Source organism: uncultured Bacteroides sp. (assembly GCF_905207245.1).
Taxonomy (GTDB): domain Bacteria; phylum Bacteroidota; class Bacteroidia; order Bacteroidales; family Bacteroidaceae; genus Bacteroides.
The window spans coordinates 22,177-30,501 of the sequence record NZ_CAJLKP010000075.1 but is presented as its reverse complement, the minus strand read 5'-3'; the positions used below and the strand labels follow the sequence as shown (position 1 = coordinate 30,501).

The 8,325-nt window shown below is 43.8% G+C and carries 3 protein-coding genes; all 3 read left to right on the top strand.

Annotation, left to right across the window (positions count from 1 at the left end; all coding sequences use genetic code 11):
- Window positions 1-272 precede the first annotated feature (272 nt).
- The 3 genes from QZ135_RS19215 (at window position 273) to QZ135_RS19205 (ending at window position 8,311) form a co-directional block, all read left to right on the top strand.
- Window positions 273-1,598: a glycosyl hydrolase family 28 protein gene (locus QZ135_RS19215; protein ID WP_294613070.1), complete on the top strand. Its 1,326-nt coding sequence runs from the start codon at window positions 273-275 to the stop codon at window positions 1,596-1,598.
- A 9-nt stretch (window positions 1,599-1,607) separates the two neighbouring features.
- Window positions 1,608-4,817, top strand: coding sequence for a glycosyl hydrolase (locus tag QZ135_RS19210; protein ID WP_294613067.1), 3,210 nt, complete (start codon window positions 1,608-1,610; stop codon window positions 4,815-4,817).
- A 311-nt stretch (window positions 4,818-5,128) separates the two neighbouring features.
- The gene (locus tag QZ135_RS19205) at window positions 5,129-8,311 is read left to right on the top strand and encodes a TonB-dependent receptor (protein WP_294613064.1); all 3,183 of its coding nucleotides are present in this window, start codon (window positions 5,129-5,131) and stop codon (window positions 8,309-8,311) included.
- Window positions 8,312-8,325 lie beyond the last annotated feature (14 nt).

The window sequence follows — 8,325 nt, the reverse complement described above, 5'->3', positions numbered from 1 at the left end:
ATGCTTCCATATGAATTTCTAATTTTAGAAGTGTCAACTTATTCAGTACACTACAAAACTTTTTCTTTCCTTATAGGTGCGTGGACCTTCATTCTACATCTTTTTCTGTAAGTTTATACTGGAGAATTCGTCAGTGTACACAATATAACAAATAAATACATGATTATCCATTTCTATAAAAAGGCTATCCTCTACTTTTGCCTCGCTAGCAAATTGAGTGGAGAATAGAATGACACTTGATTAAGTATTAACCATTAATCATACCAAAAGAAATGAATAAGAAATTACTAAAATGCTGTATTATTGCAGGTCTGTCTTTTTCTGTTTTACAAGTATCGGCTACGGAAGTTTTTCCTGATGGAACTCCTATACCCGAGTGGTTTCGGAACAATGAAATCAAACCGGTTCACGAATTGGGAAAAAGTTACTGCATAACCGATTATGGAGTGATAAACGACAGTACGGTTGTACAAACGGAAAAGATACAAGCCGTTATTGATAAAGTATCTCAGGAAGGTGGCGGTGTTATCCATATTCCTCAGGGGACTTTCTTGAGTGGCTCTCTCTTCTTCAAGCCCAACACACACCTTTATATAGAAAAGAAGGGTACTTTGAAAGGGAGTGATGACATCAGCAATTTTGCGTTGATTGATACACGGATGGAAGGACAAAACATAAAATATTTTGCAGCGCTGGTAAATGCTATTGGTGTGAACGGATTTACCATTTCGGGTGAAGGATGTATCAACGGTAACGGTTTACGTTTTTGGAAATCCTTCTGGCTTCGTCGTCAAGCCAATCGGGAATGTACCAATCTGGAAGAGCTCCGTCCACGGCTGGTCTTCATATCCGACTCGGAGGATGTCTGGCTTTCAGGTGTAACTTTGAAAAACTCTCCCTATTGGACCACTCACTTGTATCGTTGCAAGAATGTGAAATTATTGAACCTTCACATCTTTGCTCCGCATTCGCCGGTGAAGGCGCCGAGTAGTGATGCTGTAGATGTGGATGTATGTACCAATGTGTTGATAAAGAATTGTTATATGTCAGTCAATGATGATGCCGTGTCACTGAAAGGTGGAAAAGGACCGTGGGCTGATCAGGATAAGCAAAACAATGGCAGTAACCGCAATGTAATTATCGAAGATTGCATCTATGGGTTCTGCCACAGTGCACTGACTTGCGGTAGTGAATCCATCCATAACTATAATATCATACTTCGCCGTTGTCAGGTAGACAAGGCGCAACGGTTGCTTTGGTTGAAAATGCGCCAGGATACTCCTCAACGATATGAATATATCTTGGTGGAAGACATTACCGGTTCGGCCAACAGCATCCTCTATGCAAAGCCCTGGACGCAGTTCTTTGATCTGAAAGGACGCAAGGACCCGCCTTTGTCTTATGCAGACCATGTGACAATGCGCAATATCAATATGGAATGTGACATTGCATTCGATGTTCTCAAAGATGAAAGCCAGTATAAACTTTCGAATTTCATCTTCGAAAATTGGAAATTGAAGGCTAACAAGGACCCGAAGATTCATGCCGATTATATTGATGGACTGGTTCTGAAAAATATGACAATCAATGAAAAATAAATGGAAACTATGAGAATTGTAATACTGATAATATTCTTGCTGGGCTTAAATTGCAAGATAAGTAGTCAGGAAATGAGCCCTGCAAAAGAAAAGTGGGAGCAGGTCTTTTCAAATCCTCCTGAATCTACCAAACCCTACGTATATTGGTATTGGGATAATGGAAACATCTCTAAAGAAGGTATTACCCGCGATTTGGAGGCAATGGCTGAAATAGGTATTGGTGAGGCGATGATAAGTAATGTAATCGGACGTTCCGCACCGGATGGAAAAGTATCGATTTTCAGTGAGGAATGGTGGGATTGCATGGTACATGCTATTTGTGAAGCCGGAAGGTTGGGCATTAAAATCGGCGTGTTCAATTGTCCGGGGTGGAGCCAGTCAGGTGGTCCTTGGGTACAGCCGGAGCAGGCTATGCGTTATCTTGTCTCCCGGGAGATACGTGTGGAGGGGAACCGGTTATTTCAATATTCCTTTCAAGGAGGAGATGAAAAGTTTCAACCGGTTTCTGTACAGGCATTTCCGGCTCCTGCAGAAGATGATGACCGCATCAGTACAAAGTCACCGGTTGTTTCCTCCGATGGAATTTCTTTTCCCGTTTTTTTTTTCGATGGGGATACGGCTACGATAACCACTCTTCCGAAAAGTACTACGCAAATCGAAATTAAATTAAGTCAGCCTGTTACGATACGTTCTTTCCAACTTATTCCGGCTGGTGAGATAACTACCGAATGTGAGTTGAAGGCTCGTAAGGAGGATGGCGGTTGGCAGAGTGTCACCCGATTCAAAATAGATCGGGGGAAAACGGATGTAGCCGTCGGTCCGATGCGGTTCGGTCCTGTATCCGTAAACTTTCCGGCCCGGAAAGCATCGGAATTCCGCATTACCTTTGCTAAAGGTACAGGTGGAAAATTGAGTGAAATAGAACTAAGCGGTGCTGCCCGTCTGACTTCTTATGTGGAAAAGCAATTGGGTAAGATGAGTCCTGACTGGGAAGTCGCTGCAGATACTTATCACTGGCCTGCTTCCGTGGAAGCGGAAAGCCCGTCTCTTGTTGTAAATCCGTCTCAGGTAATTGACCTTTCCTCCCAAATAGACAGCAACGGAATGCTGAAATGGCAAGTGCCTGCAGGTAAATGGATTATTCTGTATACGGGCATGTTGCCTACAGGTACAATGAATTCTCCGACAAGACCCGAGGGCATCGGATTGGAAATTGATAAAATGAATAAGGAACTGGCACAGTTCCATTTCGACTCTTATATCGGTAAATTGTTGGAGCGTATCCCTGCCGACCGGCGGAATGCCCTACGCCATGTTGTAGCGGATAGTTATGAAAAAGGACCGGAGAACTGGACGGATGGCTTTGCTGAGGATTTTATACGTACGTATGGGTATGATCCCTATCCTTGGTTACCGGTACTGACCGGGCGTATTGTGGAAAGTGCCGACAGGTCGGAACGTTTTTTGTGGGATATGCGCCGGCTGATTGCCGACAGGATTGCTTCCGAATATGTGGGTGGTCTGCGTGAACGTTGTGAAGAGAATGGTTTGCGACTTTGGATTGAAAATTACGGTCATTGGGGATTTCCGGGAGAATTTCTTAACTATGGCGGTGCCAGCCATGATCTCGGAGGAGAATTCTGGTTGTCGGTACCTACACGTGGATCAGTTGAGGTGCGTTGTGCAGCCTCGGCAGGACATATCTATGGGAAGAAAAGTATCTCTGCTGAGGCTTTTACCTCTCACTGGTCTTTTTCTCAGATGCCCCGCGACTTGAAGCTGCGGGGAGACTGGGCGTGGTGTGAAGGTATCAACCATTTTGTCCTGCATGTTTATCTCCATCAGCCGGATGAGCGTAAACCCGGTATCAGTGCTTGGTTTGGAACCGATTTCAACCGGCATGGCACTTGGTTTTCTTCTTCAAAAAGTTATATAGATTATATCAGGCGTTCGTGTGCACTTCTGCAAAGCGGAAATCCCGTAGCCGATGTAGCCTATTTTATCGGAGAGGATGTACCCAAGATGACCGGTGACCGCGAACCTGCCTTGCCACGGGGATATGATTATGACTTTATCAACGCGGAAGTATTGTTAAAGGATGCCTCTGTGGCAAACGGGCGTATTGTACTCTCTTCGGGTGTCAGCTATGCTGTCTTGGTGCTGCCGCCACAGACCACCATGCGTCCGGAGATGTTGGAGAAAATAGCTGCTTTGGTGAAAGACGGAGCGTGCATCGTAGGAAATCCACCAGAGTGTTCTCCAAGCGGACAGAATTATCCGGAATGTGATAGCCAGGTAGAGACGTTGGCACGTCAGATGTGGGGAACTGCACCCGAACCTGTCGGAGAAAGATTTTACGGGAAAGGGCATATCTTTTCCGGCATGAACTTGCAAGATGTGTTGCGGAAGATGGAGATTGCCGAAGATTGCCTGTTGCCCGACAGTATGCTGTATACTCATAGGCAAGAAGGGAATGCACATCTCTATTTTGTCAGTAACCAGAAAAAAGGGGGGCGCAAAGCGACTATTGCATTTCGTGTAACCGGTCTTCAGCCGGAATTATGGAATCCGGTTACCGGTGTCATGAGAAAATTGACGGATTATGAGTTTGCCGATGGAAAAACTTTCATTCCATTGGAGTTCGGTCCGGAGGAGTCTTGGTTTGTTGTGTTCCGGGAAGAAGCCAAGCTATCTTCTGAAGAAAAATATAGTTCTTCGGAAAAGAAGAATTTCCCTGCGTGTAAACCTATACAAACCATCGAAGGAAATTGGACGGTGAATTTCACCCCTGTATATGCTGAACCTTTTCAACGGACATTCTCCCAACTTACCGATTGGAGCTGTGATGAAGACCCGCAAGTTAAATATTATAGTGGAAAGGCAACCTACAGTATTTCTTTCAACTACAACGGAAACGAATCGACTCACCGCTATCTCAATCTTGGCAAAGTAGAAGGCATAGCTACTGTACGTCTGAATGGGTACGAATATCCTGCACTTTGGTGCTATCCTTACCGGATTGACATCAGCAAAGCATTGCGTTCCGGAACAAATCGTCTGGAAATAGAGGTGGTTAATTGCTGGTGGAACCGCTTGGTGGGAGACAAGCAACCTGAAACGACTCCCGTTACCTGGACTTCCTTTACAGGGTGGAATGCACATAGCCCGCTACTTCCATCCGGATTGCTCGGGCCTGTTGAAATTTCTGTAACTGAGTGAACAACTATTCTTTTTGATTTGACTATTATTCATTTTGACACGGATTATTGTGTATTTGGCGATAAATGACTGTAAAAGGTGATTTTGTCTTGGCATATACACGATATTCCATTGTCAGAATGGGCACTTCCGCCTAATTTCGCATTGTTCCGAATGAGGAACACGTAAATAGTTTTTATATTTGAAGTAGATGGAAGTTTATTTTAATAGTATCTTGTTTTAAATTTAAAAAGACCATGAAAAACAAAAAACATTTTCCACGGCCAGCCTGTTTGCCAGGTGTCAGATGGCTTTTTCTTATCTTATCTGTTATGTTTTGTACAGGAATGTATGCACAAAACAAAACTGTCAATGGGTTAATTACTGATAAAAATGGAGAATCCGTTATCGGAGCTTCTGTTTTGGTAAAAGAAACCTCTACCGGTACAATTACCGATCTTGATGGTAAGTTTACGATTCCCAATGTACCTGACAATGCCACTTTAAAAGTAAGTTATGTGGGTTATATCACTCAGGAAATTCCCGTAAGCGGGAAAGATTATATTAATATAACATTAGTAGAAGATACGGAAACCTTGGATGAGGTAGTAGTTATCGGTTATGGTTCGGTAAAGAAAAGTACGCTGACCGGTGCCGTTGCCAAAATGGATGCTAAGAGTATTCAGGACCGCCCGATGGCACGTGCCGAAAATGCACTGCAGGGACAGTTGGCTGGTGTAACAGTGCGTAACACTACAGGTGAACCGGGTGCTGATATGCAGATTCGCGTGCGTGGCGCTGCGTCTGTCAATGCCAGTGCCGACCCGCTTTATGTAGTGGACGGAGTACCTATGACCACTCTGAGCGGACTGAATCCTTCTGACATTGCTTCGATTGAAGTGTTGAAGGACGCCGCTTCGGCAGCTATCTATGGTTCACGTGGTTCTAATGGTGTCGTAATCGTTTCTACCAAGAAAGGGAAAAGTGGTAAAGCTAAAGTTTCCTTCAATGCCAGTGTGGGTATCCAGACGCGTGAAAAGAAAATGGACATACTGAGTGCTACAGAATGGATGGAATTCAGAACGCGTTGGAATGATGCCAATTATCTGGTTAAAGCGAAAGACAAGGGTGTAAGTGCAAGCATATCTGACAGTAATGCCGATCGTTTGGCTAAGTTAGGTATTGCAGCCGGTTCAGCCGATGCTTTTCTGGTTGCTAACGACGAACGCTGGTTCAACTATCTAAGTGATGACATCAGAAATACGCACACTTATACCTCTAATCCTGAAAGCCTTTCATTGTTGGACTGGCAAGATGAATTCTTTCGTACAGCTATTGTACAGGACTATAGTCTGAATGTATCCGGAGCTACGGAAAACACTTCTTATCTATTTTCGGGGGGCTACATGAATCAGGAAGGTATCATTACAGGTACCGGATACGAAAGATTTTCTTTCCGTACAAATGTAGAATCTAAAGTCAATAATTATATTGCCATAGGTATGAATCTGGCACCGACATACATTGTAAGTGACGGTTCGGGACGTGCCAACGGTAAAGATTCGCAAATCCATATGGCTTTATCTGCGAATCCTATATCAGAACCGGGCGTAGGCTACATGACTAATGTAGAACCTAATGGAATGTACAACTGGGCGGGCTCTCAGTCGAGTCCTGTGTATATCATGAATACCAATATCAACCAGAATAGAATGGTACGTATGACAGGAAATGCTTTCCTGCGTATTACACCGTTTACTGACTTCCGGGTGGAACTTTCGGGTGCTGTCAATTATTACGATGCCGACGGTAATACCTATAATTTTACCAGTGCCACTTCAAACTGGGCACTTGGAGAAGGTCAGAAATCTTCAGGTGGTCACACAACAGAGCGTTCTTGGAATACTTTGTTGCAGGCGGTTGCCAACTATGATCATACTTTCGGTGACCATGGAGTCAGTGCTATGGCGGGTTTCTCTTCCGAGGAGACGAATCTCGGATTTAAAACGGAACAAACCTATAAGGAGCCTTTTCCGAATGACTTGATTACCGGTTCATTCGATGGAACAAAAGTAGCTGCTAATAAAAATACAGTTACGGAAAAAACTTCCAGTAAATTGTTGTCAGTTTTCGGACGTGTACAATATAACTATGCTGAACGTTATATGCTGTCCGCCAGTTTGCGTTATGATGGAGGTTCTGTATTTGGAGCAAACAATAAGTGGGGTATCTTTCCTGCTGTGTCAGGTGGTTGGTTGATTTCAAACGAAAAGTTTTTCAAGAACTGGGGATTGAACTGGTGGAACACTTTCAAACTGAGAGCCAGTTATGGTGTCACTGGTAACAACTCTATCAGTAACACGGCAGCTTATGCCACTTTAGCTGCTGCCAATTATGCCGGGCTTGCTGGTTATAAGGCAAATTCACTGAGAAACGATAACTTGGGTTGGGAGAAAACGCATAGTACGGATATTGCCTTGGATCTTGGTTTCTTAAACAACAGAATACAACTCTCTTTGGATTGGTACACTAAGAATACCACTGACCTGTTGTATCAGGTGCCGGTAGAAGGTGCATCCGGCTTCACTAGAATGTGGGACAATTTGGGAGACATTCACAACGAAGGTTTTGAAATAGAACTGAATACACGTAATTTAACAGGGAACTTTAAATGGGATACTTCCTTCAATATGTCATATAACAAGAATGAAGTGAAGTCCTTAGGTGTGGATGATACTCCAGTGTATTCCGGATTCGACAAGAATAATGTATCTAATGTATTGATGGTGGGCAAACCGATCAACACCTTTTATATGTATGATGCCATCGGTGTATGGAAGAATCAAGCGGAAATTGATGCTTACAGTGCTGCTCATGGTGGGCAACCTGTTACTTTCGAAGGCAAGACAATTCAGCCGGGAGACATTCGTTATAGAGATGTGAACAATGATGGTAAGTATGATAAAGAGAATGACAGAGACTATTTGGGTAGCCCCAATCCCAAATTTATCTTCGGTATGACCAATACTTTTACTTATAAGAACTTTGATTTATCCGTTCTTTTGACGGCACAGACTGGCGGTAAAATATTCGGTGTACTGGGACGTGCCATAGACCGTCCGGGTATGGGAGCCAAGAGTAATGTGATGGGGCATTGGAGAAATGCTTGGTGGTCGGAAGACGAACCGGGTGACGGCAAAACGCCCTATATTTTGAGTACGACTACTGGTACTACATTGGATTCACGCTGGTTATACTCTTCTAACTACCTGCGTATCAAAAATCTGACTATAGGCTATAAATTGCCTGTCAATCCGAAAATTATCTCGTATGCTCGTGTTTACCTCTCCATTGAGAATCTGGCCAAATGGGATAAGTATTATGGAGGTTTTTCTCCTGAAGCTGCGAATACAGGTGCCAGCGATGCCCCAGGCGGAGCAAGTGCATTGGGGTTAGATTATGGTGGTTACCCTTCGCCCCGTATTTTTACTTTGGGTGTTAATATCAATTTCTAAACCTTTTAAATTTG

Coding starts and splice junctions, on each gene's coding strand:
- QZ135_RS19210 (WP_294613067.1), top strand. CDS start 1,608: ATGAGAATTGTAATACTGATAATATTCTTGCTGGGCTTAAATTGCAAG.
- QZ135_RS19215 (WP_294613070.1), top strand. CDS start 273: ATGAATAAGAAATTACTAAAATGCTGTATTATTGCAGGTCTGTCTTTT.
- QZ135_RS19205 (WP_294613064.1), top strand. CDS start 5,129: ATGTTTTGTACAGGAATGTATGCACAAAACAAAACTGTCAATGGGTTA.